Here is a 25,981-nt window from a genome sequence, read left to right on the forward strand (position 1 = left end):
CATGGGCGCACAACTCAGGGTCTACAAGCAGAAGATCAATTCTGCCCAGACGACCAAGAAGATCACCAAGGCGATGGAGCTCATCGCGGCTTCGCGCATTCAGAAGGCGATGGCGCGTGTGCGTGCGGCGTCGCCGTTCGCTCGAGCCGTGACGCGCGCCGTCTCGGCCGTCGCGACGCACTCGACGGTCGACCACCCGTTGACCACCGAGCGCGCGGAGATCCGCCGCTCGGCGGTGGTGATCTTCGCCTCCGATCGTGGTCTCGCCGGCGCGTTCAACTCGCAGATCCTCCGCGAGGGTCTCGAGCTGGCGACGCTGCTCCGTTCGCAGGGCAAGGACGTCGCGTACTACCTCATCGGTCGCAAGGCGGTCGGGTACTTCCAGTTCCGCCGCATGGCCAGCGAGGCCGAGTGGACCGGCGACACGGATGCTCCGCACTTCCGCACCGCGGAGGAGATCTCCGCGACGCTGATCGACGCCTACGAGCGCGGCGGCGACAACGGGGGAGTCGACGAGATCCACCTGGTCTCCAACCGCTTCGTCAGCATGATGACGCAGTCGCCGGAGTCGGTCCGACTGCTGCCGCTCGAGGTGGTGGAAGGCGACGACCAGGCCTCCGACCGCGAGCTGTACCCGCTGTACGACTTCGAGCCCGATCCCGAGACGGTGCTCGACGCCCTGCTGCCGGTCTACATCCAGAGCCGCGTCTTCAACGCCCTGCTGCAGTCGTCGGCTGCGAAGCACGCCGCGACGCAGAAGGCGATGAAGTCGGCCAGCGACAACGCCGACAAGCTCATCACCGACTACACCCGCCTGCGCAACAACGCGCGCCAGGCCGAGATCACGCAGCAGATCGCCGAGATCGTCGGCGGCGCCGACGCCCTGGCGTCGGGCAAATAGTCCTCACAAGGAGAGAAGAAACCATGAGCCTCACCGCCGAGAAGGCCGAGACCACGGTCGTCGGGCGCGTCGCGCGCGTCACCGGCCCGGTCGTCGACATCGAGTTCCCCCACGATGCGCTCCCCGACATCTACAACGCGCTGAAGACCACCATCACGATCGACGGCGAGTCGACCGAGATCACGCTCGAGGTCGCACAGCACCTCGGCGACGACCTGGTCCGCGCCATCGCCCTGAAGCCCACCGACGGTCTCGTCCGCGGCCAGGAGGTGCGCGACACCGGAGGCCCCATCACGGTTCCCGTCGGTGACGTGACCAAGGGCAAGGTCTTCAACGTGACCGGCGACGTGCTCAACGGCGCGCCCGGCGAGACCGTCGAGGTCAGCGAGCGGTGGGGCATCCACCGCAAGGCGCCGAACTTCGACCAGCTCGAGTCGAAGACGCAGATGTTCGAGACCGGCATCAAGGTCATCGACCTCCTGACGCCCTACGTGCTCGGCGGAAAGATCGGCCTCTTCGGAGGTGCCGGTGTCGGCAAGACCGTCCTCATCCAGGAGATGATCCAGCGCGTCGCGCAGGACCACGGTGGCGTGTCGGTGTTCGCCGGTGTCGGTGAGCGCACGCGTGAGGGCAACGACCTCATCCACGAGATGGAGGAGGCGGGCGTCTTCGAGAAGACCGCCCTCGTGTTCGGCCAGATGGACGAGCCGCCGGGAACCCGCCTGCGCGTCGCCCTGTCGGCCCTCACGATGGCGGAGTACTTCCGCGACGTGCAGAAGCAGGACGTGCTGTTGTTCATCGACAACATCTTCCGCTTCACCCAGGCCGGCTCCGAGGTCTCCACGCTGCTGGGCCGCATGCCCTCCGCCGTGGGCTACCAGCCGAACCTCGCCGACGAGATGGGTGTGCTGCAGGAGCGCATCACCTCGACCCGCGGTCACTCGATCACCTCGCTCCAGGCGATCTACGTGCCCGCCGACGACTACACCGACCCGGCCCCGGCGACGACGTTCGCCCACCTCGACGCCACGACCGAGCTCTCGCGCGAGATCGCGTCGAAGGGTCTGTACCCGGCCGTCGACCCGCTGACGTCGACGAGCCGCATCCTCGACCCCCGTTACATCGGAGACGACCACTACCGGGTCGCCACGAACGTGAAGCAGATCCTGCAGAAGAACAAGGAACTGCAGGAGATCATCGCGATCCTCGGTGTCGACGAGCTCTCCGAGGAGGACAAGATCGTCGTGTCGCGCGCACGTCGCATCCAGCAGTTCCTCTCGCAGAACACGTACATGGCGAAGAAGTTCACCGGTGTCGAGGGCTCGACGGTCCCGATCAAGGAGACGATCGAGTCGTTCGACGCGATCGTCAAGGGCGACTTCGACCACGTGGCCGAGCAGGCCTTCTTCAACGTCGGCGGTATCGGCGACGTCGAGGCCAAGTGGGCGCAGATCCAGAAGGAGAACGGCTGACATGCCGCTGAAGGTGAGCCTGGTCTCGGCCGAGGCCGAGCTCTGGACCGGTGAGGCCACGCTCGTCGTCGCCAAGACGGTCGAGGGCGAGATCGGTTTCATGTCGGGGCACGAGCCCGTGCTGGCGATCCTCGCCGAAGGACAGGTGCGCATCACCCGTCCGGACGGTTCGAAGATCCTCGCCCGCGCGGAGGACGGCTTCCTGTCGATGGAGAACGACGAGCTCACCATCGTCGCCGGGAACGCCGCACTGATCTCCTGACCCGGATCCCTTCGACGTCGGCCGGTCCTTCGGGACCGGCCTTCGTCGTTCCCGAAGCAGAAAGAGGACCGGATGCTGATCCTCCTCCCGCCGTCCGAGACGAAGCATCCGGGTGGCAGCGGTCATCCGCTCGACCTGGCTTCGCTCGCCCTCCCGGAGCTGACGAGCGCCCGCGAGTCGGTCATCGCGGCTCTGGTCGACCTGTCGTCCGACGAGGAGCACGCTGCGCGGGTGCTGAAGCTCAGCGCACGGCAACGCCATGAGATCGCGGCGAACGCCGCTCTCCGTGACGCACCCACGATGGCAGCCGTCGACCGCTACACCGGCGTGCTCTACGACGCGCTGGGGGCACAGACCCTCGAGGCTCCGGCCCGGCGGTGGCTGGGCGCCCACGTCCTCATCCAGTCCGCGCCGTTCGGGCCGGTCGGGGCACTGGACCGCATCCCGCCGTATCGACTGGCGGCGGGCGCCACGCTCCCGGGCCTGCCCCCGCTGCGACGGGTGTGGGCCGCGGCCGTGGAGGACGCGCTCTCACGCACCGGCGCGGGGTTCATTCTCGATCTGCGGTCCGAGGCCTATGCCGCGCTCGGCCCGATACCCGACAGCATCCGGTCGACCTACGTCCGCGTCGTCACCGAGGGGGAGGGCGGCGTCAGCCGCGCGCTGAACCACTTCAACAAGCACGCCAAGGGCGCTCTCGTGCGAGACCTCGCCCAGACGCGGCCCCGCATATCCCAGGTGGGGGCCCTCGCGGCGTGGGCGGACGCGGCCGGGTGGCGGTTCCGAGAGGGCGCCGTCGGTGAGACCGAGCTGCTCGTCTGAGTGGCGCGACGCCCCGGTGACGGGCCACCTGCTGACAGGAAACACTCAGGATCGCTAGCATGTGTCCGCGGGGCAGTCGCCTCGCGGCGTGGAAGCACGCCAGACGTCTTCGCGAGAGGCTCCCCATGTACTCCGACTACTCGGGTTCAGGCGCCGCCTACCTGGCGCTCCTTCTGATCCTGATCCCTGTCATTCTCATCTTCAGCCTCATCTTCTACGTGATCGCCTCCTTCTTCTTGATGAAGGTGTTCGACAAAGCCGGCGTGCAGGGAAAGTGGCGCGCCTGGGTGCCCGTCTACAACACGATGGTGCTCGGCAAGCTCGGCGACGTCTCGCCGTGGATCGTCCTCGGTGCGGCGGTGGCCACCGGAGTGCTCAGCCAGATCCCCGTCATCGGCTGGATCTTCAGCATCGTGGCGATCGCGGTCCTGGTCATGTACGCCTGGCGGGTCGGTCTCAAGTTCGGCCAGGACTGGTACTACCTGCTGCTGTTCCTGATCCCGGGGATCGGAGTGCTCATCTGGCTGGGCATCCTCGCCTTCGGCTCTGCGCGCTGGAACCCGAACATCCCGCCGTCGCCGTGGGCGAACACGTTCCTCGCCGACAAGACGGTCTGGCAGGGCATCCCCGTGCAGCCGGGCGCGTCGGTGGCCGGCGCCGCCGGCTACCCCGGCTCCGGCCCGGCAGCGCCCGGCGCGTACCCGCCGCCGCCCGCCGGCTACACCCCGCCCGCCCCGGGCGGGTCGACGCCGCCTCCCCCGCCGGCCCCGGGCGGGCCGGGAGCCCCGGGCGAACCGCCGACGGCCCCCGAGCCGCCGCGTCCCTGAACCGATGGACGGAACCCCTCGCCACCGCGGCGGGGGGTTCCGTCCGTTCAGCGGTTAGCGTGGAGGTATGTCCTCCTCCCTCCCGCAGCGCCGCGTGGGCGCATCCGGCCTGCTCGTGTCGGCGGTCGGCCTCGGCTGCAACAACTTCGGGCGCAAGGGCACACGCACCGAGACGCTCGAAGGGACGCGCGCGGTCCTGGAGTCGGCCATCGAGTCCGGTGTCACCTTCCTCGACACCGCCGACATCTACGGCAAGCAGTTCGGCGTCTCCGAGACGCTCATGGGGGAGGCGCTCGAGGGCCGCCGTGATGAGGTGGTCCTGGCGACGAAGTTCGGTCATGCCGACTTCGCCCCCGCGGTCAACGGTGGTGCGAAGGCCTCCCGCATCGCCGTGCGTCGGAGCGTCGAAGCATCCCTCCGCCGGCTCAGGACCGACTGGATCGATCTCTACCAGGTGCACACCCCGGATCCCCATACACCCATCGACGAGACGCTCGACGTGCTGACCGACCTCGTGAGGGAGGGGAAGGTGCGCTATGTCGGCCACTCGAACTTCGCGGGCTGGCAGATCGCCGAGGCGGAGCTCCGGGCCGACCGCGGCGTCCGTTTCATCTCGGCCCAGAACCAGTACAGCCTGCTCGTGCGGGCCGCCGAGCGGGAGGTGCTTCCTGCGGTGGAGCACTTCGGCCTCGGGTTCTTCCCGTTCTTCCCCCTCCACAACGGTCTTCTCACCGGCAAGTTCACGCGCGAGGGCGGACCGGACTCCAGCCGCATCATGACGACGCGACCGCACCTGTGGCGCGACGCGCCCTGGGACGCCCTCGACGCGTACCGCGCGTTCTGCGAGGAGCGCGGAATCACCATGCTGGAGGCGACGTTCGGCTGGTTCCTCGCCCGGGCCTCGGTCTCGAGCGTCATCGCCGGGGCTACGAGCGGCGAGCAGGTGCGGGCGAACGCCGCGGCCGCGACCGCCTGGCAGCCGTCCGCCGACGAGGTGGCCGCCATCGACGCGCTCTTCCCGCTCATCGCGGATCCGGCGGCAGGGTGATCGGCGAGCGCGCGCAATCCGAGGGGTCCCGCGTCCGAGGCGGCGATCACGCCGTCCACTACACTGAACGAGCGCCGAACGCGAGGTTCGGCACCGCAGTCGACCGACCGAAGGATGTGGCGTGCCCGAGGTGACGACCCGCACTCGTACCGTGTCCCTGCCCGGCGGCGAGGTCGTGCTCTCCTGGGCCGAGGTCACCGACACCGGGCGTCGCCGGGAAGCCAACCAGGACGCCGTCCTCGCCAGCTACCCGCTCTACGTGGTCGCCGATGGGATGGGCGGTCACATCGGGGGAGAGATCGCCAGCGCGAGCACCATCGATCGCCTCCGCGGAGTCGTCGAGGCGGGCGGGGTCTCGCCGAAGACGATCGAGAAGGCCATCGGCCGCGCGGTCAAAGACATCATCTCCCACCCGGAGACGACAGACGACGGAACCGGCACGACCCTCACCGGGGTGTTCCTGGATGCCACGGAGAATCCGCCGCACTGGGTCACGCTCAACATCGGCGACTCCCGCGTCTATCTGCTCCGCGACGGCGAGATCACCCAGGTCACCACCGACCACTCGGTCGTGCAGGAGCTCATGGCCTCCGGGCGGCTGAGCCCCGAAGAGGCCGAGAACCACCCCTACGGCAACGTCATCACCCGCGCGGTGGGGCCGAGCGAGAGTGTCAAGCCCGACTACGTGAGACTCGACGTCGTCGACGGCGACCGGTTCGTCATCTGCTCCGACGGGCTGACGAAAGAGCTCACCGACTACGGCATCCGACACTTCCTCGACGAGAACCGCGACCCCTCCGACGCGGTTCAGGCCATGCTGCACGCGGCGCTCGAGAACGGCGGACGCGACAACGTCACGATCATCGTGCTCGACGTCGCCCGTGCGTCCGACTGACCTCTCCTCCACAGCGGCCCCGCTCCTTGCGCCCTCCACAGACGCACGTCTAGCGCACGTGATCGGCGCGTTCGACGGGTGAACTGAGGGGATGAGTTCCGGCTTCGTCCCCGCGCTGACCGATCGGTCGGCGGTAGACGCCGCGCCCCTCGTGCTCGCGGCGCCGCCGCCGACTCCGCCGCGGCCGGGCATCCCCTGGCTCGCCTCGTGCGTCCCCATCGTGGGCGCGCTCGGCTTCTGGGCCATCACGGGGTCGGTCTTCGCGCTCTGGTTCGCGGTGCTCGGCCCGCTGATCGCCGTCGCCGCGGTGCTGGACGGCGCGCGAACGGCCCGGCGCGTCAGACGGAGCGCCGGAGAGGATGCGGCGATCGTTCGGGCTCGCATCGGGGTGGAGGTCGATGAGCGTCACGCGGGGGAGAGGAGAGCGCTGCGTGCGAAGCATCCCGACGTGGCGGGGTATCTCGAGCATCCCGACCAGACGTGGCGCGCGGTTCCCGACCGGGCGACGACGATCGTCATCGGGTGCGGCGACGTTCCGAGCGCGGTACGCATCAGCGGCGGCGGTGAGCATGATGTCGCGCTGACACGCCGAGCGCAGACGGTGCCGAGGGCACCGGTGGTGACCCGCGTCGGATCGGGGATCGCCGTGGTCGGGCCACGGCTGGTGGCGGACGGCGTCATCCGTGCACTCGTGCTGCAGCTGGCCCACGCGCGTCCGCCGGGGAGCCTCGCCATCGCCGAGCCGTCGGAGACGTGGATGCGTTCACTGCCGCACGCGGAGACGCCCGCCCCGGTCGCACTGACCGTTGGTCGAGCGGGCGAGCCTCTCGCGGAGGCCGACGTCGTTCTGGTCTCCGCGGGGCCCGGCGAGGCGCTGCCGCCGCGCTGCGACACGGTCGTCTTCCTCGTCGACGCCGCTGAGGCTCGGGTCGAGTCCGGTGGGCAGACGCGGCGCGTGACGGTGGAGGCGGTCTCCGTGCGGCAGTCCGAGATCATCGCCGCCGCACTGGCCTCGCGCGCGGCGAGCCTCGACTCCGACGGTCCCGACACCCCCGCGGTCGCCCTCGCCTCCCTCGGTGTCGTGCGGCGCGAAGACCGGCCCGCCGGCTTGCCCGTACCGATCGGCATCGCCGGGGCGCGGCACGCCGAGGTCGACATCGTCGGCGACGGGCCCCACGCGATCGTCACCGGCATGACGGGTTCGGGCAAGAGCGAGCTCCTCGTCACCTGGATCACCGCTCTGTGCACCGCCTACGACCCCTCCACCGTGTCGTTCCTGCTCGTGGATTTCAAGGGCGGCACGGCGTTCGATGCGCTCGCCCACCTGCCGCACGTCACCGGCGTGATCACCGATCTCGACGCGGCCGTGGCGCGCCGTGCGATCGAGAGCCTCGGGGCGGAGCTGCGGCATCGCGAAGCGGAGCTGGCACGCGCGGGGGTGCGTGACATCTCGGAGGTCGACCTCCCTCGCCTCGTGGTCGTGATCGACGAGTTCGCCGCCCTGCGTGAGAGCCATCCCGAGCTCGAGGCTCTGTTCACCGACCTCGCCGCGCGCGGTCGGGCGCTCGGCATGCACCTCGTGATCGGAACCCAGCGCGCGCCGGGGGTGCTGCGAGAGAACCTCATCGCGAACTGTCCTCTCCGTCTCAGCCTCCGTGTGTCCGACGCGCACGACAGCCGTGCTGTGGTGGGCAGTGACGACGCGGCTCGGCTGCCGGGGGGTGCGCGTGGGCGCGGGATGGCCGTCGTCCGTCGTGCCGGCGACGCCCGAGCGGAGCGCGTGCGGATCGCGGTGACGGATCCGGCCGACATCGCCGCGGCCGCCGGTGCGGGCGGCGACGCGACGCGGCGTCCGTGGCTCCCGGCGCTGCCCCCGTCGATCCCGCTCGAGCGACTCGATCCGCCCGGAGACGGGGCCGTCATCCTCGGCCTCGTCGACGAGCCCGACCGCCAACGGCAACGGCCCCTCGCGGTCGCCGATCGCAGCCTCCTGATCGTCGGCGGCGCACGCTCGGGCAAGTCGGCGACCCTCCGCACGCTCGCGGCCCAGGTGCCCGAGTCGTCGCGGCTGTGGGTCGGGCCCGACGCCGAGGCCGCCTGGGATGCGCTCGGCGCCGGCTTACCGCCGCCGCCTGGGACCACGGTGTTCGTCGACGATCTCGACGCTCTCGCGGGGCGGCTCCCCGGCGAGTACGGGCGTGTCGCCGCCGAGGAGCTCGAGCGGTGGATCCGGGGCGCGGGCGACCTTCGGATCCGCGTGTTCGTCGCGGCGCAGCGTCTCACCGGCGTGGCCGGCCGGCTCGCCGACCTGTTCTCCCGCCGACTCGTCCTGGGAACGCCCTCGCGGTCGGAGCACGTGGCGGCGGGAGGCGACGGTGCGGACTACCTCCCGGATCGTCCGCCCGGGCGGGGCTGGGTGGGGCGTCGGCAGGTGCAGGTCGCGACGTCGGATGCCGAGGCCGGCCCGCCGAGCCATCCCGGCTCTCCGGCGTGGGAGCCCGGTGCCGGTGTGACCGGCTTCGTCGTGAAGCGGCCGCCCGCGGGAGTGCTGGAACGGTGGGAGCGCACCGGCGTACGGGTGCGCGAGGTCGACGGGGCGGGCGACGTCGCCGCACCCGAGCCGGGCGGCAGGGTGGTCGTCGTCGGCGACCCTGAGACCTGGCTCTCGCACCCGCGTCTTCTGGCGGGTATCCGAAACGCCCATGCGCTCGTCCTCGATGCGTCGTGTGCCGCCGACGTGCGCCTGCTCACGGGCGACCGTGACCTCCCACCGTTCGCGGTTCCGGGGAGAGGTCGCGCGTGGGAGTACCGCGCCGGCCACGTTCGGCGCGTGGTGCTCGCGGGCGCGCTCGAGGATCGCGGAGATGCTTGACCGCGAGGAGCCCCCGCCCCTACGGTCACACCATGACGACCACCGACGGGCGACCGATCGAAGGCAAGGGACTGGCGACCGGCACGCTCGGGCTCTGGGGATCGACGGTGATCGGCCTCGCATCGACGGCGCCGGTGTTCTCCCTCGTGGCGACCCTCGGCTTCATGGTGCTGGCCGTCGGCGCGCAGGCCCCCATCGCCTTCATCGTCGCCTTCATCCCGATGCTCTTCAGCGCCTACGCCTACCGCGAGCTCAACCGGGCCGCCCCCGATTGCGGCACGACCTTCACGTGGGGTACCAAGGCTTTCGGTCCGTGGATCGGCTGGATGGGCGGCTGGGGCGTGGCCGTCGCCGGGATGATCGTGCTTGCCAACCTCGCGCAGATCGCGGGCATCTATTTCTGGTCGCTCATCGGCGACGGCTCGCTCGCGGAGAGCGTGCCGGTCGTCACCGCCACCGGGGTCGCGTTCATCGCCGCGATGACCTGGGTGAGCTGGCGCGGGGTCGAGCTCGGCGAGCGCATCCAGAACGTGCTGCTCGGAGTGCAGTACGTCGTGCTGGCCATCTTCGTCGTCGCCGCGCTGTGGAAGTTCTTCGACGGCACCGCTCCCGACCCCACGCCGTTCGACTGGGCGTGGTTCAACCCGCTCGGGTTCACCGATTGGTCGGGGTTCACCGAGGCGGTGCTCCTGGCCCTCTTCATCTACTGGGGCTGGGACACCTGTCTCGCCCTGAACGAGGAGACGAAGGATCCGAAGCGCACCCCCGGGCGGGCAGCGCTCCTGACCACCGTGATCCTGCTCTTCACGTACGTCGCGGTGACCGTCGCGGCGATGATGTACGCGGGCCTCGGCGAGACGGGCGTGGGGTTGGGCAACGAGGCCAACGCCGATGACGTCTTCCTCGGGATGAAGGACGACCTCTTCGGGCCGTTCGGCTGGATCCTCGTGGTGGCCGTGCTGATCTCGGCGGTCTCCTCGACGCAGACGACGATCCTCCCCACCGCCCGCGGCACGCTCGCGATGGCCGCTTACAAGGCGCTGCCGCGTCGATTCCAGACCGTGCATCCCCGGTTCAAGACGCCGTCGTTCTCGACGCTCGTCATGGGGATCGTCGCCAGCCTCTACTACGTCGGCATGAGCCTGATCAGCGACAACATCCTCCAGGACTCGATCCTGTCGCTCGGCCTGGCGATCGCCTTCTACTACGCCATCACCTGCTTCGCGTGCGCGTGGTACTTCCGCCGCGACCTGTTCACGTCGGCGCGCAACCTCGTCTTCCGCGGGATCTTCCCCCTCCTCGGGGGGCTGATGCTGGCGTATGCGTTCGTGCAGTCCGCGATCGACATGTACGACGTCGACTACGGGTATACGGTGCTCCTGGGGATCGGCGGCACCTTCGTGCTCGGCGTCGGCTCGCTGGCTTTCGGTGTGGTGCTGATGCTCCTGTGGTTCGCATTCCCCCGCTCGAAGGCGTTCTTCCGCGGCGAGAGCCTGAACCGGGATACCCCTGTCCTCGTCCCCGACGAACCCATCGCGTATCCGCGGTCGGTCGACGGCGGACTGTCGTGAACGGAGACGGCATGCGCATCCTCATCATCGGAGCCGGGGGAGTCGGCTCGGCCGCCGCTCGAATCGCCGTGCGGCGCGAGTTCTTCGAGACGCTCGTGATCGCCGACTACGACCCCGCGCGCCCGACGGCGCTCGTCGACGAACTCGGCGACGGGCGTCTCTCGGCCGCGCAGGTCGACGCGTCCAGCGCAGACTCGGTGGCCGCGCTCGTGCGCGAGCACGGTTGCACCCACGTGCTCAACGCGGTCGACCCCCGGTTCGTCATGCCCATCTTCACCGGATGCTTCGACACGGGCGCTGTCTACCTCGACATGGCGATGAGCCTCTCGACGCCGCATCCTGATCACCCTCACGAGCAGACCGGCGTCAAGCTCGGCGACGAGCAGTTCGCGCGAGCCCGGGAATGGGAGGCCGCGGGGAGGCTGGCCGTGGTCGGCATCGGCGTGGAGCCGGGATTGTCGGACGTCTTCGCCCGCTACGCCGAGGACGAGCTGTTCGACGAGATCGACGAGCTCGGCGTCAGGGACGGGGCGAACCTCGTGGTCGCCGGCTACGACTTCGCGCCGTCGTTCTCGATCTGGACCACGATCGAGGAGTGCCTCAACCCGCCCGTCGTCTACGAGGAGGGGCGCGGCTGGTACACCACCGCTCCGTTCAGCGAACCCGAGGTCTTCGACTTCCCCGACGGCATCGGGCCGGTGGAGTGCGTCAACGTGGAGCACGAAGAGGTACTCCTCATGCCGCGGTGGACGAAGGCCAAGCGCGTGACGTTCAAGTACGGCCTCGGCGACGAGTTCATCGAGGTGCTCAAGGTGCTCCACAAGCTCGGGCTCGACAAGACCTCGCCGGTGCGGGTGAAGGGGGTGGAGGTCTCGCCCCGCGACGTGGTCGCGGCGGTGCTGCCCGATCCGGCGACGCTGGGTGACCGCATGACCGGGAAGACCTGCGCGGGCGTCTGGGTGCGGGGCACGGGAAAGGACGGCGCGCCGCGCTCGACCTACCTGTACCACGTGGCCGACAACGAGCAGACGATGGCCGAGTACGGATCGCAGGCCGTGGTCTGGCAGACGGCGATCAATCCCGTCATCGCCCTCGAGCTGCTCGCCCGCGGCGACTGGCAGGGGACCGGGGTGCTCGGCCCGGAGGCTTTCGATGCCCGGCCGTTCCTCGACCTGCTGGCGGCGCCGGCGCCCGCGGGCTACGGGTCGCCGTGGGGCATCGAGGAGAAGCCGATCGGGTGAGTCGGCCCGGCCTCAGAACGCGGCGCGGATGCTGCCGACGACCTTCGTTCCCCCGTGGACGGCGAGGGGGAGGGAGCGAAGAGTCAGCGCCACGTCGTTCGACGGCAGGGCGCCCGCCCGCTCGAGCAGGCGCAGAGCGACCGCGGTGCCCACCCGGCCGCTGCCGTCGAGCACCTTGAGGGCGACGGTGGTGCCGTCGGGGGCGACCATCACCATGATCCCCTCGGCGCCGCTCTTGGCGAAGACGCCGAGACGTTCGATGACGACCGTGTCGGGTCGGCCCGGCCCGTCGATCGCCCAGGCGTTCTCGCGAACCGCTCGCACGAGCGTCGCGGCGCTGCGGTGCAGGGCGAAGGGCGATCGCTCCGACGACGTGCCGATACGGTGCACGGCCCGGGCGAGGCCGGCGAGGGTCATGGCATGCACCGGAGCGCCGCAACCGTCGACGACGGTCGTGGTGATCCGCTCGCCGGTGAGGCGCTCGATGACCTCGCGGATGTGCGTCTGCAACGGATGCGCGGGGTCGAGGTAGGTCGCCGGGTCCCACCCGTTGGTCGAGCACGCGAGGAGCATGGCGGCGTGCTTGCCGGAGCAGGTCATGCAGATGCGCGAGGGCTCGAGGTGCTCGCGCACCAGCTCGTCGCGCGAGGCGGTGTCGACGGGGTAGGAGGGCGGGCAGCCGAGGTCGTTCTCGCCGAGACCGGCCGCGCTCAGGATCTCGCGGACGCCCGCGATATGGCGCTCGGTGCCGGCGTGACTGGCCATCGCCAACGCGAGGCTCTCGCCGGCGAGCGGCGCACCGGCCGACAGGCACGCGAGCGCCTGGAGCGGTTTCATGCTCGAGCGCGGCAGGAAGGGGGCGGCGGTGTCGCCCAGCGCGTCGACCACGGAGCCGTCGGGGGAGAGCACGACCGCGCGCCCGAGGTGACGGGATTCGATGAACCCGCCGCGCTCGACGACGGCCAGCTCGACGACGTCTGCAGGGCTCGATGGCATCCCTCCAGTCTACTGAGGGCGGCCCGGTGTCAGAATGACTGCATGAACGGCGAGCACACCTACCGGCTCCGGGCGCGCTGGACCGGCGACCGCGGCACCGGCACCAGCGGATACCGCGAATACGACCGCAGCGTGACGATCGACGTCGAGGGGAAGCCGTCGCTCCTGGCCTCCGCCGACGTGCCCTTCCGGGGGGATCCCGAGAGGTGGAACCCGGAGGACCTCCTGCTCGCATCGCTCAGCGAGTGCCATCTGCTGTCCTACCTCTACGCCTGCGTGAAGGTCGGTGTCGTCGTCGTGGGATACGAGGACGACGCGACGGCCGCTCTTCTGGAGGACGGCAGGGGCGGGGGAGCGTTCACCGAAGTGACCCTTCGGCCCCGCGTGACGGTGGCCGACGCATCCATGACGGATGCGGCGACCGCCGCACACGCGCAGGCCCGCGAGTGGTGCTTCATCGCGAACTCCGTCAACTTCCCCGTGCGCCACGAGCCCACGATCCTCGTCGCGGCGCCCTAACGACCGCGAGACCGCTTCCACGCGGCGAGACCCGGGCTTTCGACCAGGGTTTCGCCACGCAGAAGCGGTCTCGCGGGTGGAGGGGTGGGGTCAGCGCACGTCCTCGTCGACCCAGTCCATCGACTTCGTGACGGCCTTCTTCCACAGGCGGATCTGACGGTCGCGCTCGTCGGAGTCGAGGTTCGGCTCCCAGCGCTTGTCCTCCTGCCAGTTCGCGCGGAGGTCGTCGAGGTTGTCCCAGAACCCGACCGCGAGCCCGGCCGCGTACGCGGCGCCGAGCGCGGTCGTCTCGGCGACGACCGGCCGCACGACCGGCACGCCGAGAATGTCGGCCTGGAACTGCATCAGCTCGTCGTTGGCGGTCATGCCGCCGTCGACCTTGAGCTCGGTGAGGTCGACGCCGGAGTCGGCGTTGACGGCCTCCAGCACCTCGCGCGTCTGGAAGGCGGTGGCCTCGAGGGCCGCGCGGGCGATGTGGCCCTTGTTGACGAACCGCGTCATGCCGACGATCGCACCGCGGGCGTCGGGGCGCCAGTACGGGGCGAACAGACCGGAGAACGCCGGCACGAAGTACACGCCGCCGTTGTCATCGACCGTGCGGGCGAGGGCTTCGACCTCGGGGGCGCTCGAGATGATGCCGAGCTGGTCGCGCAGCCACTGGATGAGCGAACCGGTCACCGCGATCGATCCCTCGAGCGCGTAGTGGGCCGGGCCGTCGCCGAGCTTGTACCCGAGCGTGGTGAGCAGACCGTTCTTCGAGCGGACGATCTCCTCACCCGTCTGGAAGATGAGGAAGTTGCCGGTTCCGTAGGTGTTCTTGCTCTCACCCGCGTCGTACGCCGCCTGGCCGAACGTGGCCGCCTGCTGGTCGCCGAGGATGCCGGCGACCGGCGTCTCGCGCAGCAGCGAGGAGGACTCGGCGGTGCCGTAGACCTCGGACGACGAACGGATCTCGGGCATCATCGAGCGCGGGACGCCGAAGGTCTCGAGGATGTCGTCGCGCCACGAGAGGGTCTCGAGGTCCATGAACAGCGTGCGGCTGGCGTTGGTGACGTCGGTGGCGTGCACGCCGCCGTCGATGCCTCCGGTGAGGTTCCACAGCACCCAGGTGTCGGTGGTGCCGAAGATGAGGTCGCCGGCTTCCGCCTTCTCGCGGGCGCCGTCGACGTTCTCGAGGATCCAGACGATCTTCGTGCCGGAGAAGTAGGTCGCCAGGGGCAGGCCCACGATCTCCTTGAACCGCTCGACGCCGCCGTCGGCGGCGAGGCGGTCGACGATGGGCTGGGTGCGGGTGTCCTGCCAGACGATGGCGTTGTAGACGGGCTTGCCGGTGTTCTTGTCCCACACCACCGCCGTCTCGCGCTGGTTCGTGATGCCGATCGCGGCGAGGTCGTGACGGGTGATGTCGGCCTTGGCGAGTGCGAGGCCGATGACCTCCTGGACGTTGCGCCAGATCTCGGCGGGGTCGTGCTCGACCCAGCCCGCCTTGGGGAAGATCTGCTCGTGCTCTTTCTGCCCGACCGAGATGACGCTTCCCTTCTTGTCGAAGATCATGGCGCGGCTCGAGGTCGTGCCCTGGTCGATGGCGAGGACGTAATCAGCCATTACGTGGACTTCCTTGTCTGTTGAGGAGTGTGCGGGAAGGAGGAATACGAAGGGGCGGATGCTGCCGCACGACGTGAGCGCGGCAGCATCCGAGGGTCAGGCGGCGAGGCCGAGGAGCACCGGCGCGAGAAGACCCGCGAGCGTGCCTCCGATGAGCGGGCCGACGACCGGCACCCACGAGTACGACCAGTCGCTCGTGCCCTTGCCCTTGATGGGCAGGATGGCGTGAGCGATGCGGGGCCCGAGGTCACGGGCCGGGTTGATCGCGTAGCCGGTCGGGCCACCGAGGGAGGCGCCGATACCGACCACGAGCAGCGCCACGGGCACGGCGGCGAGACCGCCGAGGCCGCCCGGCGTGCCGATGTCGGCCACACCGTAGTCGCGGAAGCCGAAGATCACGAACACCAGCACGAAGGTCGCGATGATCTCGGTGACGAGGTTCCAGCCGTACGAACGGATGGCCGGACCGGTCGAGAACACGCCCAGCTTGTTGGCGGGGTCGGGCTCGTCGTCGAAGTGCTGCTTGTACGAGGCCCAGGCCAGGATGGCTCCGAGGATCGCACCGATCAGCTGGGCGGCGATGGCGACGAAGAACTGCCCGATGGTGATGTCGCCGTGAACGAGCAGACCGATGGAGACGGCGGGGTTCAGCTGCGCGCCCGAGTAGGCGGAGACGATGACACCCGCGAACACCGCGAGGCCCCAGCCCCAGTTGACCATCAGGGTTCCGCCGGCATTGCCCTTGGTCTTGGCGAGAGCGACGTTGGCGACGACGCCGCATCCGAGCAGGATGAGCATCGCGGTTCCGACGGTCTCCGAGAGGAAGTACAACCCCAGATTTACTTCTTGCATGTCGTCATTGACCTTTCGCTTGCGAGGCCGCTTTTCGCGAGATCGCACGGCCGCGGTGACCGTATCTGGAACCTAGAGGCTCGGCGAGCCGGGCGCACCTGGTCGTGCGCCCGGCGTCGGTGTCAGGCGCGCGCGGTGTCGACCTCCTCGAACTCCACTCGGTGAGCCGTGCGGAGGATGTCCGCGGCGGCCGCGACCTCCTCATCGGTGCGATCGGCGTCCCAGCCCAGGGGCGCGGCGACCGCTTCGGCGACCTCGCGGAGCGTCCGCGCGGTCATGCCGCCCACGAACGCGATGTCGGTGCGGCGCAGCAGGACGTCGATGAGGTGCACGACCTGCTCGTTCGCCGCGACGTAGGCGAGCTCTTCGCGGAAGTAACCCGGCGCGTTCTCGAGCGGGGTGGCGTCGACGGGCAGCGCCGCCAGCACCTCGGTCGCCCGGGTGCCGTAGCGCGACAGCATGCGCTCCACGACCTCGAGCGAGTGTCCGGCCGCGTGCGACTGCGCCCAGCGCTTCCGGGCCGACACGCTGCGCGGGAAGCCCGCGCCGCCGCCGATCGGGAGCCCGGCGGTGCCGATGCGGTGCGAGCGACCGAGCACCTCGAGGGTCTTGGTGCTGAGGTGCTCGGCGAGCGCACGGAACGTGGTCCACTTGCCGCCGACGAGGCTGAGCACGGGGAGCCCGCCCTGCGAGTCCTGCACGATGCGGTAGTCGCGCGAGACGAAGCCGGGCGCGGTGTCGTCGTGGCGGGGGAGGGGGCGGATGCCCGAGAAGGTGTAGACGATCTGCGAGCGGTTCACCTCGATCTTCGGGAACACGTGGCCGATGAGGTCGAAGAAGTAGTCGATCTCCGCGTCGGTGGTCACGACGGGCTTCGCGGGGTCGGCGTCGATGTCGGTGGTGCCCACGAGCACGCGGCCCTTGAGGGGGTAGATGAGCACGATGCGTCCGTCGGAGTGCTCGAAGAAGATCTCGCGGCCCTTGGTGGCGGCGAGGAGCTCCTCGTTCTCGAGCACGACGTGCGAGCCCTTGGTGCCGCCCATATAGGTCGACGCCGTGCCGATCGCTCCGTTCGTGAGGTCGGTCCACGGGCCGCTCGCGTTGACGACGACCTTCGCGCGCACGTCGAACTCCTCGCCCGACAGCTCGTCGCGCACACGCACCGCGCCGTCGCTCGAGCCCACGGCCGAGACGTAGTTCACGGCGGTCGCGCGGCCCTCGCCCGCGACGATGCCGTCGTGCAGCACGTCGAGCGCGAGGCGCTCGGGGTCGTGCATCGACGCGTCGTAGTAGGTCGCGGTGTACTTCAGCGTCGGGTTCATCTCGGGGAACTCTGCGAGCGACTTCTTCCGACCGACGAACTTGTGCCGGGGAACCGTGCCGCCGCTGCGCGAGAAGGTGTCGTAGATGACCAGGCCGATCTTGATGAGTACGGCACCGCGCTCGTTGGGCTTGCCGCGACCGTGCGTGACCAGGAGGCGGAACGGCGCCGAGATGATTCCCGAGAACGTCTTGTAGACGGGGATCGTGGTCTGCAGCGGTCGCACGTAGTGCGGCGCGGTCTTGAGCAGGTCGTTGCGCTCGGTCACCGCCTCCTTCACCAGACGGAACTCGCCGTTCTCGAGGTAGCGGATCCCGCCGTGCACCATGTGGCTGGACGCGGACGACGCCCCGGAGACGAAGTCGCCCCGCTCGACGAGGGCGACGCTCACGCCCTGGAGCGCGAGGTCGCGAAGAGTGGCGAGGCCGTTGATGCCGCCGCCGATGATGAGTACATCCACCTCCCCGCGATCGCGGAGGGTCTGGACGTCCTGGCGGACGGGAGTGGTCGGCGTCGACGTAGTCACTTGTAAGCCTTTCGTGAGGTACATGCGACAGCCTGCCCCCGAATGAACGTCCTTGCAACCGTCGTGCACGAATGTGCAAACTAGGGGGGAAGTCGGGTCGTGCGGCCCGACACCGGGAGTCAATGATGTCGACGGATGCTGCGGCCAGCCGCGAGCAGGACGCGCTGCGCGCCGCCCAGCTCTACTACCTTCAAGACCTCACGATGGACGCGATCGCCCATGAGATGCGCGTCTCGCGGTCGTCGGTGTCGAGAATGCTCGCCCACGCGCGCGATGTCGGACTCGTGACCATCAACGTCCACTCCCCGCAGGACGCGCGGAGCCTCGTGGAGCGCCGGCTCGCGGAGCGGTTCGGGGTGATCGCCCACGTCGTGCCGACGCCGGAGCGCATCAGCGAGGCCGACCGCCTGGAGAGAACCGCCCTGTCGGCTGCACGGATTCTCGCCCACCGGCTCGAGTCGTCGATGACGATCGGTGTCGCCTGGGGCGCGACCCTGTCGGTGGTCGGTCGCCACCTGCAGGCCAAGGTCACCCACGACAGCCACATCGTGCAGATGAACGGGGCGGCGAACGTGCGGACGTCGGGCATCCCCTATGCGGGGGAGATCCTCGATCGGTTCGGGGCGGCCCTCTCGGCGTCGGTGCACCAGTTCCCGGTCCCCGCGCTGTTCGACGACCCGATGACGAAGGACGCCATGTGGCGCGAGAGGTCGATCCGGGCGGTGCTCGACATGCAGGACCGTGTGAGCGTGTTCGTCTTCGGTCTCGGATCGCCGCACGCGGAGGTGCCCTCGCACGTCTACTCCGGCGACTACTTCGACGACATCGATCTCCGAGCGATCGAACGTGCCGGTGTCGTCGGCGACTGCGCAACGGTGTTCTACCGGCTCGACGGATCGAGCGACGGCATCGACCTGAACGCCCGATCGAGCGGGCCGGACCTCGAGAGCGTGCGGCGCATCCCGACCCGCTTCTGCGTCGTATCGAGCCTGTCGAAGCTCGACGCCCTCCGAGGGGCGCTCGCGGCGGGGATCATCACCGAGCTGGTCGTCGAGGAGACGCTCGCGCGACGCCTGCTCGCCGTCGTCGGGCGCTGAGTCAGCGCTCGCCGAAGCCGTCCTCGATCAGCGCGCGCAGCTCGTCGAGGGCGGAGCGCGCCCCCGGGCCGCGCGCGCTGACGCGCACCCTGCTTCCGGGTCGCACCCCGAGCGCCATGAGCGCGATGAGACTGCGCCCGGGGACGGGCGGGCCCCCGCGATCCAGGTCGGCGAGCTCGACGATCGCGTCGTGCCGGCTGGCCGCCTTCACGAACAGCGCCGCGGGACGGGCGTGGAGCCCGGAGGGGTTGTCGATGACCGCGTCGAAATGGTCCTCGGATGCTGCGTCCGCCGGCGTCTCCCGCGGCGCGCCCGCGACGGCCGGCTCGGGTGGGCCGAGCTGATCGAGCTTGGCCGCGAGCGCGTCCCGAGCCTCGGCGGCAACGGTGTCGAGATCGGCGCCGGCGGCCGCGAGCACGACGGCGGCGATGAGTCCCTCGACGAACGGCGCGGGACTCAAGACAACGCGCCCGGTCGAGGCGGCGAACTCCGTCGCCATCTCGGTGCTGAGGATCGCCGAGCCCAGATCCATGACGACCAGCACGCCGTCCTCGCCCGATGCGCGGTCGACGGCGGCCGCGATCGCCACCGCGTCGGTGCCGAAACCGCCGTCGACGCCGGCGGCGATCTCGATCGCCGGGGGAGCGTCTCCGCCCATCTGCAGGGCGAGGTCGACCGCCGCGCGAGCGAGGGCGTCGCTGTGCGAGACGACGACGATGCCGATCATGGGTTCGTCAACGCGTCGGAGAGGGCCTCGATCAGCAGGGTCGTCGAGGCTGCACCGGGATCGAGGTGCCCTGCGCTGCGCTCGCCGAGGTAGCTCGCCCGCCCCTTCCGCGCGACGAGCGGGATGGTCGCGTCCCGCCCCTCCCGCGCAGCATCCCGCGCCGCGACCGCCGCGTCGCGGGGGGAGGCGCCGCCCGCCGCGGCGGTCTCCCACGCCTCGACGGCGGGTGTGAGCGCGTCGATCATCGTCTTGTCGCCCGGCGCCGCCTTGCCGCGCGCGACGACCCCGTCGAGTCCGGCGCGCAGCGCCGCGCCGAGAGCGGTGGCGTCGAGAGATCCGGCCGCCCCGGCCGACCCGCCGAATCGGAGGAAGAAGGTGCCGTAGAGCGGGCCGCTCGCCCCTCCGACGGTGGATACGAGCGTCATCCCGACGGTCTTGAACAGATCGGCGGGCGTGGTCGGCGTGTCCGCCCGGACCTTCGCGACGACGGCGTCCATCCCGCGCGCGAGGTTCGACCCGTGGTCGGCGTCGCCGATCACGGAGTCGAGTTCGGTGAGCTCCGCCTGGTGCTCGCGAACGAGGTCGTGGAAGCGCTCGATCCAGACGACCAGGTCGTGGGTGTTCGCGTCCGCCGCCACGTCATGCACCCCATCGCAGGCCGGGGGTGACCACGGGCGCGTCCCACAGTCGCAGGAGTTCGTCGTCGGCCTTCACGACGGTCAGCGCGATCCCGGCCATGTCGAGGCTCGTGATGTAGTCGCCGACCAGCGAGCGCTTCACCTCGACCCCGCCCTGCTCGAGGAGGGGTGCGATCTCGCCGTACATGAGGTACTGCTCGATGAGGGGAGTGCCGCCGAGCCCCGAGAGCAGCACGATCGCCGGTCCGGTGGCATCGAAGTCGGCGAGGATCGGGTCGACGAGGAGCCTGGCGATCTCGGCGGCCGAGGCGAGGGGCACCCGGCGGCGGCCCGGCTCGCCGTGGATGCCGATGCCGACCTCCATCTCGTCGTCCGGGAGGTCGAACGTGGGCTTGCCGGCGGCGGGAACCGTGCAGCTGGTCAAGGCGACTCCCATCGAGCGTCCGCTGTCGCTGACCTTCTGCGCGAGGGCCAGGATCGCGTCGAGATCGGCGCCCTCTTCGGCGGCCGCCCCGACGATCTTCTCCAACACCACCGTCGTGCCGACGCCGCGACGGCCGGCCGTGTAGAGCGAGTCCTGCACGGCGACGTCGTCGGCGACGACCACCGACTCGACCCTGATGCCCTCGGCCGCGGCGAGCTCTGCCGCCATCTCGAAGTTCAGCACGTCGCCGGTGTAGTTCTTCACGATGTGGAGCACGCCCGCCCCGGAGTCGACCGCTTTGGTCGCGGCGAGCATCTGGTCGGGTGTGGGGGAGGTGAACACCTCACCGGCGCACGCGGCGTCGAGCATCCCGACTCCGACGAACCCGCCGTGCATGGGCTCGTGGCCCGACCCGCCCCCCGAGACCAGCGCGACCTTCCCGGCCCGTGTGGCGTCGCCCCGATAGATGACGCGGTCGTCGAGGTCGACGTGCAGATCGGGATGCGCCGCCTGGATGCCGCGCAGAGCCTCGGCCAGCACATCCGCCGGGTCGTTGATGAACTTCTTCACGATGACTCCTCAGTTCGACGCGCGCGCCGATGCGCGAGCCTGGGGAGAATCTCCCGCTCACCGGTCGGTGTGTCAAGAGCACCGACGTGAACGTCCGCTCAGAGGCGTTCGAAGGGGAGGGCGCGCTTGATCCGTTCGATCGGGTTCTGCGCCGGCACCTCGTTGTAGACGCCCGCCAGCTCCTGGCCGGAGAGCGCGTGGATGGCCGCCATGATCTCGTCGGTCGCCCCGCGGCGGGCGCGCCCCGAGGTCGCCGCACCGTGGCGGGACAGATCGAGCGGCTCACCGAAACGCACGGTGATCCGCTCGCTCATCGACGGCATCCGAGCACCGACGGGCATGGACGCATCGGTGCCGATGAGGCCGACGGGAACGACGGGGGCGCCGGTCTGCAGCGCGAGGAACGCGACCCCCGTGCGGCCCTTGTAGAGGCGACCGTCGAGCGAGCGGGTGCCCTCGGGATAGAGGGCCACCGCGCGACCGTCGTCGAGGATCTTGCGCTGCTGGTCGAGGGCATCGAGAGCCGCCTGGCCCGCCCCGCGCTGCACGGCGATCGCGCCGATCGCCGTGAAGAACTGTCGGGAGGCCCAGCGGTCGAAGTAGCTCGACTTCGCCATGAAGTGCACGGGGCGCGGCGCGGCGACGGGGATCGCGATCGAGTCGATGAACGACAGGTGGTTGCTCGCGAAGATCACGGGACCGGTGCGGGGCACATTCGCGCGTCCTTCGACGCGGGGCCGGTAGACCAGTCGAGCCAGCGGAGCGAGCACGAAACGGCCCAGCGCGTAGGTGGCACCCATCCGTGTGACGGGTGCGGATGCTTCTTCCTCGGCGCGCGCGGAATCGTCGTCGTCGGGAGTCACCCAACGAGGCTACTCCGGATTCCATGCGCACTCGGGCATGGGGTTCACAGCGCGGGCAAAGGCGCCATGCGGAAGGATGGTGGGGTTCCCCCTTCGTCTGCCGAGAGGTCTCCTGTGCGCTTCCGTCCGATCGCCTCCCTGTCCGTCGCCGCCGCCGCGGTGCTCCTTCTCGCGGGGTGCGCGGGGGGCTCCACCCCGGATGCGACCGATACCGCCAGCGCGGGCACCGGTCTGTGCGCCGCCGCCGCGCCGTCGGGCGCCGCCTCCGACGGAGTGACCGTCGATGGTGATTTCGGTGCGGAGGCGACCGCGACCTTCTCGTCGCCCCTCGAGGTGCCCAGTGTCGAGCGCACCGTCGTCAGCGAGGGCGACGGCGCCGAGGTCGCCGACGGCGATTACCTCTCCTACGCGCTGACGGCCTTCGACGCGGCCTCGGGTGAGCAGCTCGGCAGCGCGGGTTACGCCGACACCCCCCTGCAGCCGCAGCAGATCACCTCCGACAGCGTGCTCGCGCAGCTGTTCGGGTGCTCCCCGGTCGGTTCGCGCGTCGTCGCGACGCTCCCGGCCAGCGACCAGGGCGGCGCGCAGATCTACGTGCTCGACATCCTCGACGCCACCCCGGCCTCGCAGTGGTGCGTCGCGGGCGACTTCACCGGCGAGGCGCCCACGGTGGTCCTCAACGACGGAGCCCTCCCCACCGTGACGGTTCCGCAGACGGCGCCGCCGGAGACGGTGTCGGTGGAGGTGCTGGAGAAGGGCGACGGCGCCGTGGTCGAGCCCGGAGCCGCGGTCGAGGTCTACTACTCGGGTCTGAAGTGGTCGGACGGCTCGGCCTTCGACTCGGCCTGGGCTCCCGAAGACCCGGCGCCGTTCACGACCGACGCCGTCGTTCCGGGCTTCAAGGCGGCGCTGGAGGGGCAGACGGTCGGCTCGACCGTGCTCGTCGCCATGCCGGCTTCGTGCGGCTACGGCGTCGCGGGCACCTCGAGCAACGCGCTCGCGGGCGAGGCGCTCGTGTTCGTGCTCCAGATCGCCAGCGCCGAGCCTGCCGCCGGGTGAGTCGGCGGAGCGCGCCGTAGGCTGACCGCATGCGGCGCGTTCTCATCCTCGGATCCACCGGTTCGATCGGCACCCAGGCACTCGACGTCATCCGGGCGAACCCCGGGCGGTTCGAGGTGGTCGGGCTCGCCGCGGGCACCGACCGGGCGGGTCTGGACGCTCAGGCGGAGGAGTTCGGCGTCGAGCACACGGCGCTCGGGGCGGACGAGGCCGAGCAGCTGGTGCGTGACGTCGACGCCGACGTGGTGCTCAACGGCATCACCGGCTCGGTCGGACTCGGCCCCACGCTCGCGGCCCTCGAGAGCGGGCGCACCCTGGCGCTGGCGAACAAGGAGTCGCTGATCGTCGGCGGAGCGCTGGTCACGGCACTCGCCGCCCCCGGCCAGATCGTGCCGGTCGACTCGGAGCACTCAGCGATCGCCCAGGCCCTGCGCTCGGGCAGCGCCGACGAGGTGGGGCGCCTCGTGCTGACGGCGTCGGGAGGTCCGTTCCGCGGCCGCTCGCGTGCCTCGCTCTCGCAGGTGACCCCCGCTGAGGCGCTGGCGCATCCCACGTGGGACATGGGCCGGGTGGTGACTACCAACTCCGCCACCCTCGTCAACAAGGGGCTCGAGGTCATCGAGGCCCATCTTCTGTTCGATGTGCCCTACGACCGCATCGACGTGGTGGTGCATCCGCAGTCGGTCGTGCACTCGATGGTCGAGTTCGTCGACGGGTCCACCATCGCCCAGGCCTCCCCACCCGACATGCGGCTGCCGATCTCCCTCGGCCTCGATTGGCCCGAGCGCGTCGCCGGTGTGGGGCGCCCGCTGGATTGGACCACCGCCACGTCCTGGACGTTCGAGCCGCTCGACGAGGAGGCGTTCCCCGCGGTCGCTCTCGCCAAACGGGTCGGCCGCGCCGGGCGCACCTACCCCGCGGTGTTCAACGCCGCGAACGAGCAGGCCGTCGACGCGTTCCACGAGGGCAGGCTTCCCTTCCCCGGGATCGTGGAGCTCATCGAACGGGTCGTCGAGTCGCACGAGGCGCCCGCCGAGCTCACCCGCGAGACGCTCGCCGACGCGGAGCGTTGGGCCCGGGACGCCGCCGATCGGGCGATCGCCGCAGCATCCTGATCAGGACGGGTCAGGGCGAGTCGAAGAGCCGCTCCGGGTCGGAGCTCGGCGTCGAGTCGTCGGGGTACGGCACGGGCCAGTGCGGCTCGGCCACGGGCCAGCCGGCGGCGCGCAGGGCACGACGGGCGAGCTCGCGGGCGGAGTAGGGGGTGCGGCTGCCGCGGATGTCGCGGTAGTCCTGGTGCCCCGGGCCCGCCCAGAGGATCGCATCGCCCTCGCCGACGCGTGCGATGGCCTCGACGATGGCTCGCTCCGGGGGCGAGAACTCCAGGATCTCGCCGTCGGGTCGTGCGCGTCGCGCCCCTTCGACGAGGGTCGCGCGGATGGAGTCGGGGTTCTCGTGCCGGGGGTGATGGTCGGTGACGACGAGGATGTCGCTCCCCTCCACGGCGGTGCGGCCCATGTCGTAGCGTTTGGTCGCGTCGCGGTCGCCGTCGGCGCCGAAGAGCATCAGCACCCGCCCGGGTGTGACGCGACGGACAGCGGCCAGGGTCTTCTCGAACGCGTCGGGGGAGTGCCCGAAGTCGACGTAGACCGCGGGACCGCGCTCGCCGGAGACGAGCTGCGTGCGGCCGGGGAGGTAGGCGTCGACGCGGCCGCCGTCGAGGGCCGAGACCAGGGCGTCCCAGGTGTAGCCCGCTTCGAGCATCATCACGATCGCCAGGCCCGCGTTGGCCGCCATGTGCCGTCCGATCACGGGCACGACCGTCGTGAGCGTGCGTCCTTCCGGACCGAGCAGACGGAACTGCGTGCCGTCCTGCCGCTCGTCGACGATCTCCACGATCCAGTCCGCGCCCGATGCGGCATCCGCGTCTTCGGCGATGTCGGGGGTCGCGATGGTCACGACGGGGATCTCGGCCCGGTCGCGTACCTCCAGGCCCGACACCGAGTCGAGTGAGACGACCGCCCGGCGCGCGCGGTCGGCGCGGAAGAGGGGGAGCTTCGCCTCGAAGTACTCGCGCATGTCGGCGTAGTCGTCGAGGTGGTCGTGGGAGAGGTTCGTGAACGCCGCGACGTCGAAGACCATGCCGTCGACGCGATGACGGCTGAGGGCCTGCGCGCTCACCTCGACGGCGACGGCTTCGACACCGCGCTCGCGCATGAGTGCAAGGAGAGCGTGGAACTCGGATGCTTCGGGGGTCGTCAGGCGCGAGACGATGACCTGGCCCGCGATGTGGCGCTCGGCCGTCGACGAGAGTCCGGTCACGACGCCGAGCTGGCCGAGGATGCCCTCGAGCAGGTGCGAGACGCTCGTCTTGCCGTTCGTGCCGGTCGTGGCGAACAGAACCGGAAGATCGTCGTCGGGCCCGGTGCCGTAGATCCAGGCCGAGAGAGCGCCCAGCATCGCGCGCGGATCGTCGACGACGACGATCGGCAGGCCCGCGTCGGCCGCGAGACGGGACCCGTCGTCGTCGGTGATGACGGCCACGGCCCCCTTCTCGGCCGCGGTCGCGGCATAGGAGGCGCCGTGGCTGTTGACGCCGCGGATGGCCACGAAGGCCTCACCGGGCCGCAGGTCGGCGGTGGCGAGCGTGATGCCCGTCAACGTGACCGAGGAGGTGTCGCCGTCGACGCGCGTCGCGAACCGGCGTGCCAGTTCGTCGAGGCTGCGGACGGGCGGGTGCTCCGGTCGGAGCACGGGAGGGAGGTTCGAGGCAGCGGTCGGCATGTTGCATCCATTCTCGCATCCGCGCGCGCCGGCTCCGCAGAGCACGGTGTCGCGGCCGCCCCCGTGTCGAGGCGGCCGCGACGGGCGCG

Annotated in this window: 23 protein-coding genes; 14 read left to right on the forward strand and 9 right to left on the reverse strand. The window is 70.4% G+C overall.

Annotated elements, in window-relative coordinates:
* Nucleotide 1 precedes the first annotated feature (1 nt).
* The 10 genes from DEU34_RS11465 to DEU34_RS11510 all read left to right on the forward strand — a co-directional run bounded on the left by DEU34_RS11465 (nucleotide 2) and on the right by DEU34_RS11510 (nucleotide 11,911).
* Complete coding sequence (locus DEU34_RS11465; protein ID WP_116647425.1) at nucleotides 2-901, forward strand: F0F1 ATP synthase subunit gamma; 900 nt, start codon at nucleotides 2-4, stop codon at nucleotides 899-901.
* Nucleotides 902-924: 23 nt separating this feature from the next.
* On the forward strand, nucleotides 925-2,373 hold the full coding sequence (atpD, locus tag DEU34_RS11470; protein WP_116647424.1) for a F0F1 ATP synthase subunit beta: 1,449 nt from the start codon (nucleotides 925-927) through the stop codon (nucleotides 2,371-2,373).
* 1 nt (nucleotide 2,374) lies between these two features.
* The gene (locus DEU34_RS11475) at nucleotides 2,375-2,635 is read left to right on the forward strand and encodes a F0F1 ATP synthase subunit epsilon (protein ID WP_116647423.1); all 261 of its coding nucleotides are present in this window, start codon (nucleotides 2,375-2,377) and stop codon (nucleotides 2,633-2,635) included.
* A 72-nt stretch (nucleotides 2,636-2,707) separates the two neighbouring features.
* Nucleotides 2,708-3,457 carry a YaaA family protein gene (locus tag DEU34_RS11480; protein WP_121150351.1) on the forward strand — a complete coding sequence of 250 codons (750 nt, stop codon included), beginning with the start codon at nucleotides 2,708-2,710 and terminating at the stop codon, nucleotides 3,455-3,457.
* A 125-nt stretch (nucleotides 3,458-3,582) separates the two neighbouring features.
* Nucleotides 3,583-4,284: a large exoprotein gene (locus DEU34_RS11485; RefSeq protein WP_121150353.1), complete on the forward strand. Its 702-nt coding sequence runs from the start codon at nucleotides 3,583-3,585 to the stop codon at nucleotides 4,282-4,284.
* Between the two features lie 67 nt (nucleotides 4,285-4,351).
* The gene (locus tag DEU34_RS11490; protein ID WP_121150355.1) at nucleotides 4,352-5,332 is read left to right on the forward strand and encodes an aldo/keto reductase; all 981 of its coding nucleotides are present in this window, start codon (nucleotides 4,352-4,354) and stop codon (nucleotides 5,330-5,332) included.
* Between the two features lie 121 nt (nucleotides 5,333-5,453).
* The gene (locus DEU34_RS11495; protein ID WP_121150357.1) at nucleotides 5,454-6,227 is read left to right on the forward strand and encodes a PP2C family serine/threonine-protein phosphatase; all 774 of its coding nucleotides are present in this window, start codon (nucleotides 5,454-5,456) and stop codon (nucleotides 6,225-6,227) included.
* Nucleotides 6,228-6,318: 91 nt separating this feature from the next.
* The gene (locus DEU34_RS11500; protein WP_121150359.1) at nucleotides 6,319-9,099 is read left to right on the forward strand and encodes an FtsK/SpoIIIE domain-containing protein; all 2,781 of its coding nucleotides are present in this window, start codon (nucleotides 6,319-6,321) and stop codon (nucleotides 9,097-9,099) included.
* Between the two features lie 32 nt (nucleotides 9,100-9,131).
* The gene (locus DEU34_RS11505; protein ID WP_121150361.1) at nucleotides 9,132-10,670 is read left to right on the forward strand and encodes an APC family permease; all 1,539 of its coding nucleotides are present in this window, start codon (nucleotides 9,132-9,134) and stop codon (nucleotides 10,668-10,670) included.
* A gap of 11 nt (nucleotides 10,671-10,681) precedes the next feature.
* On the forward strand, nucleotides 10,682-11,911 hold the full coding sequence (locus DEU34_RS11510) for a saccharopine dehydrogenase family protein (protein ID WP_121150622.1): 1,230 nt from the start codon (nucleotides 10,682-10,684) through the stop codon (nucleotides 11,909-11,911).
* Nucleotides 11,912-11,923: 12 nt separating this feature from the next.
* Here the strand turns inward: DEU34_RS11510 and DEU34_RS11515 are convergent, their stop codons facing one another.
* On the reverse strand, nucleotides 11,924-12,907 hold the full coding sequence (locus tag DEU34_RS11515; RefSeq protein WP_121150363.1) for an asparaginase: 984 nt from the start codon (nucleotides 12,905-12,907) through the stop codon (nucleotides 11,924-11,926).
* A 42-nt stretch (nucleotides 12,908-12,949) separates the two neighbouring features.
* Here DEU34_RS11515 and DEU34_RS11520 point away from each other — a divergent pair, with 42 nt between their 5' ends.
* Complete coding sequence (locus DEU34_RS11520; protein ID WP_121150365.1) at nucleotides 12,950-13,426, forward strand: OsmC family protein; 477 nt, start codon at nucleotides 12,950-12,952, stop codon at nucleotides 13,424-13,426.
* A gap of 90 nt (nucleotides 13,427-13,516) precedes the next feature.
* Here the strand turns inward: DEU34_RS11520 and glpK are convergent, their stop codons facing one another.
* The 3 genes from glpK to DEU34_RS11535 form a co-directional block, all read right to left on the reverse strand.
* Nucleotides 13,517-15,031: a glycerol kinase GlpK gene (gene glpK / locus DEU34_RS11525; RefSeq protein WP_121150367.1), complete on the reverse strand. Its 1,515-nt coding sequence runs from the start codon at nucleotides 15,029-15,031 to the stop codon at nucleotides 13,517-13,519.
* Nucleotides 15,032-15,127: 96 nt separating this feature from the next.
* The gene (locus DEU34_RS11530; protein WP_121150369.1) at nucleotides 15,128-15,883 is read right to left on the reverse strand and encodes an MIP/aquaporin family protein; all 756 of its coding nucleotides are present in this window, start codon (nucleotides 15,881-15,883) and stop codon (nucleotides 15,128-15,130) included.
* 122 nt (nucleotides 15,884-16,005) lie between these two features.
* Nucleotides 16,006-17,730, reverse strand: coding sequence for a glycerol-3-phosphate dehydrogenase/oxidase (locus DEU34_RS11535; RefSeq protein WP_259460132.1), 1,725 nt, complete (start codon nucleotides 17,728-17,730; stop codon nucleotides 16,006-16,008).
* Nucleotides 17,731-17,855: 125 nt separating this feature from the next.
* Between DEU34_RS11535 and DEU34_RS11540 the strand changes: the two genes are divergently transcribed.
* Nucleotides 17,856-18,827, forward strand: coding sequence for a sugar-binding transcriptional regulator (locus tag DEU34_RS11540; RefSeq protein ID WP_121150373.1), 972 nt, complete (start codon nucleotides 17,856-17,858; stop codon nucleotides 18,825-18,827).
* Nucleotide 18,828: 1 nt separating this feature from the next.
* On the opposite strand, the gene DEU34_RS11545 is transcribed toward DEU34_RS11540, so the two are convergent.
* The 4 genes from DEU34_RS11545 to DEU34_RS11560 all read right to left on the reverse strand — a co-directional run bounded on the left by DEU34_RS11545 (nucleotide 18,829) and on the right by DEU34_RS11560 (nucleotide 21,986).
* On the reverse strand, nucleotides 18,829-19,554 hold the full coding sequence (locus tag DEU34_RS11545; protein WP_121150374.1) for an HPr family phosphocarrier protein: 726 nt from the start codon (nucleotides 19,552-19,554) through the stop codon (nucleotides 18,829-18,831).
* Complete coding sequence (gene dhaL, locus DEU34_RS11550) at nucleotides 19,551-20,192, reverse strand: dihydroxyacetone kinase subunit DhaL (RefSeq protein ID WP_121150375.1); 642 nt, start codon at nucleotides 20,190-20,192, stop codon at nucleotides 19,551-19,553. Before dhaL ends, DEU34_RS11545 begins: the two co-directional genes overlap by 4 nt.
* A 1-nt stretch (nucleotide 20,193) precedes the next feature.
* Nucleotides 20,194-21,186, reverse strand: coding sequence for a dihydroxyacetone kinase subunit DhaK (gene dhaK / locus DEU34_RS11555; protein WP_121150376.1), 993 nt, complete (start codon nucleotides 21,184-21,186; stop codon nucleotides 20,194-20,196).
* Between the two features lie 98 nt (nucleotides 21,187-21,284).
* Nucleotides 21,285-21,986, reverse strand: a complete 702-nt coding sequence (locus tag DEU34_RS11560; RefSeq protein WP_121150624.1) for a 1-acyl-sn-glycerol-3-phosphate acyltransferase — start codon at nucleotides 21,984-21,986, stop codon at nucleotides 21,285-21,287.
* A 177-nt stretch (nucleotides 21,987-22,163) separates the two neighbouring features.
* On the opposite strand from DEU34_RS11560, the gene DEU34_RS11565 reads away from it, so the two are divergent.
* Together DEU34_RS11565 and dxr are read left to right on the forward strand one after the other, a co-directional pair.
* On the forward strand, nucleotides 22,164-23,108 hold the full coding sequence (locus tag DEU34_RS11565; RefSeq protein ID WP_121150377.1) for an FKBP-type peptidyl-prolyl cis-trans isomerase: 945 nt from the start codon (nucleotides 22,164-22,166) through the stop codon (nucleotides 23,106-23,108).
* Nucleotides 23,109-23,137: 29 nt separating this feature from the next.
* Entirely contained in the window at nucleotides 23,138-24,223 is a 1,086-nt protein-coding gene (gene dxr / locus DEU34_RS11570; protein ID WP_121150378.1) for a 1-deoxy-D-xylulose-5-phosphate reductoisomerase, read from the forward strand.
* A 10-nt stretch (nucleotides 24,224-24,233) separates the two neighbouring features.
* On the opposite strand, the gene DEU34_RS11575 is transcribed toward dxr, so the two are convergent.
* Entirely contained in the window at nucleotides 24,234-25,892 is a 1,659-nt protein-coding gene (locus DEU34_RS11575; RefSeq protein WP_183042453.1) for a Mur ligase family protein, read from the reverse strand.
* Nucleotides 25,893-25,981 lie beyond the last annotated feature (89 nt).

The organism is Microbacterium sp. AG1240 (assembly GCF_003635115.1).
Lineage (GTDB): Bacteria > Actinomycetota > Actinomycetes > Actinomycetales > Microbacteriaceae > Microbacterium.

Coding starts and splice junctions, on each gene's coding strand:
- DEU34_RS11515 (WP_121150363.1), bottom strand. CDS start 12,907: ATGCCATCGAGCCCTGCAGACGTCGTCGAGCTGGCCGTCGTCGAGCGC.
- DEU34_RS11490 (WP_121150355.1), top strand. CDS start 4,352: ATGTCCTCCTCCCTCCCGCAGCGCCGCGTGGGCGCATCCGGCCTGCTC.
- DEU34_RS11505 (WP_121150361.1), top strand. CDS start 9,132: ATGACGACCACCGACGGGCGACCGATCGAAGGCAAGGGACTGGCGACC.
- atpD (WP_116647424.1), top strand. CDS start 925: ATGAGCCTCACCGCCGAGAAGGCCGAGACCACGGTCGTCGGGCGCGTC.
- DEU34_RS11520 (WP_121150365.1), top strand. CDS start 12,950: ATGAACGGCGAGCACACCTACCGGCTCCGGGCGCGCTGGACCGGCGAC.
- DEU34_RS11485 (WP_121150353.1), top strand. CDS start 3,583: ATGTACTCCGACTACTCGGGTTCAGGCGCCGCCTACCTGGCGCTCCTT.
- DEU34_RS11500 (WP_121150359.1), top strand. CDS start 6,319: ATGAGTTCCGGCTTCGTCCCCGCGCTGACCGATCGGTCGGCGGTAGAC.
- DEU34_RS11560 (WP_121150624.1), bottom strand. CDS start 21,986: ATGGGTGCCACCTACGCGCTGGGCCGTTTCGTGCTCGCTCCGCTGGCT.
- DEU34_RS11530 (WP_121150369.1), bottom strand. CDS start 15,883: ATGCAAGAAGTAAATCTGGGGTTGTACTTCCTCTCGGAGACCGTCGGA.
- DEU34_RS11475 (WP_116647423.1), top strand. CDS start 2,375: ATGCCGCTGAAGGTGAGCCTGGTCTCGGCCGAGGCCGAGCTCTGGACC.
- DEU34_RS11480 (WP_121150351.1), top strand. CDS start 2,708: ATGCTGATCCTCCTCCCGCCGTCCGAGACGAAGCATCCGGGTGGCAGC.
- glpK (WP_121150367.1), bottom strand. CDS start 15,031: ATGGCTGATTACGTCCTCGCCATCGACCAGGGCACGACCTCGAGCCGC.
- DEU34_RS11510 (WP_121150622.1), top strand. CDS start 10,682: ATGCGCATCCTCATCATCGGAGCCGGGGGAGTCGGCTCGGCCGCCGCT.
- DEU34_RS11465 (WP_116647425.1), top strand. CDS start 2: ATGGGCGCACAACTCAGGGTCTACAAGCAGAAGATCAATTCTGCCCAG.
- DEU34_RS11545 (WP_121150374.1), bottom strand. CDS start 19,554: ATGATCGGCATCGTCGTCGTCTCGCACAGCGACGCCCTCGCTCGCGCG.
- DEU34_RS11540 (WP_121150373.1), top strand. CDS start 17,856: ATGTCGACGGATGCTGCGGCCAGCCGCGAGCAGGACGCGCTGCGCGCC.
- dxr (WP_121150378.1), top strand. CDS start 23,138: ATGCGGCGCGTTCTCATCCTCGGATCCACCGGTTCGATCGGCACCCAG.
- DEU34_RS11575 (WP_183042453.1), bottom strand. CDS start 25,892: ATGCCGACCGCTGCCTCGAACCTCCCTCCCGTGCTCCGACCGGAGCAC.